This is a genomic window from Seonamhaeicola marinus (genome assembly GCF_008085455.1).
On sequence record NZ_VSDQ01000482.1, the window covers coordinates 894 to 1945 of the forward strand.

A 1052-nucleotide genomic window follows, 5' to 3' on the forward strand; every position below is an offset into this window, starting at 1 on the left:
TGATAAGTTGGTGTGCCGGGGCCGTTAACTGAAACTGATAGCAGGCTAGTGCTGCCGTTAAGACATATGGTTTCATCTTGTGGCTGACTAGTGAATTCTGGGGCAGGGTCTACAATTATTACTAAATTAACGGGAGCGCCATCACAACTGCCATTATAGGGTGTTATGGTATACGTTACTGTTTCTGAGGTGGTATTAGTATTTGTAATAGTTTGAACAGGAATAGTGTTTGAAGTGCCACTTGTTGTGTAACCTGTTACACCCGCAGGTGCTGTGGCAGACCAACTGTACGTAGTACCCGCTATACTTGATGTTAAATTTACCTCGGTGGTTTGTGTTCCAGAGCAAATGGTTTGTGTTAAATTAGTATTAGTAATGCTTGGTACGTTATTAATAGTAAAGTTCTCAGTGGCGGTTGTAGTGCCACAACTAGAAGTTACACTTAGGGTAATTTGGTAATTTCCGGGTGTGTTGTAAGTAATGGTTCCGGGGTTTTCGGTGGTAGCTGTAGCTGGCGTTCCCCCCGGGAAACTCCAATTATATGTAATAGTTTCAGTAGCTGGTGCACAGGTGTTAATTGTAGCCGTTGGGTTTATTGAAGCTGTTCCGCAGGCATCAGTTAATGTGTTAATGGTTACAGATGGTGGTTGTTTAACCTCTACAGTTTGCGATGTTGAATTACTGCCACAAGCATTGGTAGTTGTTAATGTTAGCGTGTAGGTGCCTGCACTAATAAATTCAAAGCTAGGTGCTGAAGAATTTTCATCAGTGCCCCCAGTAAAGCTCCATTGTGCTATGCCTGTAGCACAAAACCCTTGGGTGTAGCTTACTTGCCATAAATAGGTTTCACCACCGCAACTATTAGCTAAATTAGTGGTGTTGGTTGTTTGTACATTTAAGGGTGAACAGCCGTTACTAGTATCTAAAGTAAAGGTTGGGGTTAATTCGGGTTCAATACAAATGGTATTTGTTACTGTATTGGTAGTGCCGCAAAAGTTTTGAGCGTATAAAGACACAGTGTATGTACCTGGCATTGTATAGGTATGCGAAGG

General features: G+C 42.1%; 1 protein-coding gene. It reads right to left on the reverse strand.

What is annotated here, in order from left to right; all coding sequences use genetic code 11:
- Positions 1-1034 (reverse strand): PKD domain-containing protein (locus tag FUA24_RS07840; RefSeq protein WP_148541194.1); only part of this gene is annotated, 1034 nt, incomplete at its 3' end.
- Between the last annotated feature and the right edge of the window lie 18 nt (positions 1035-1052).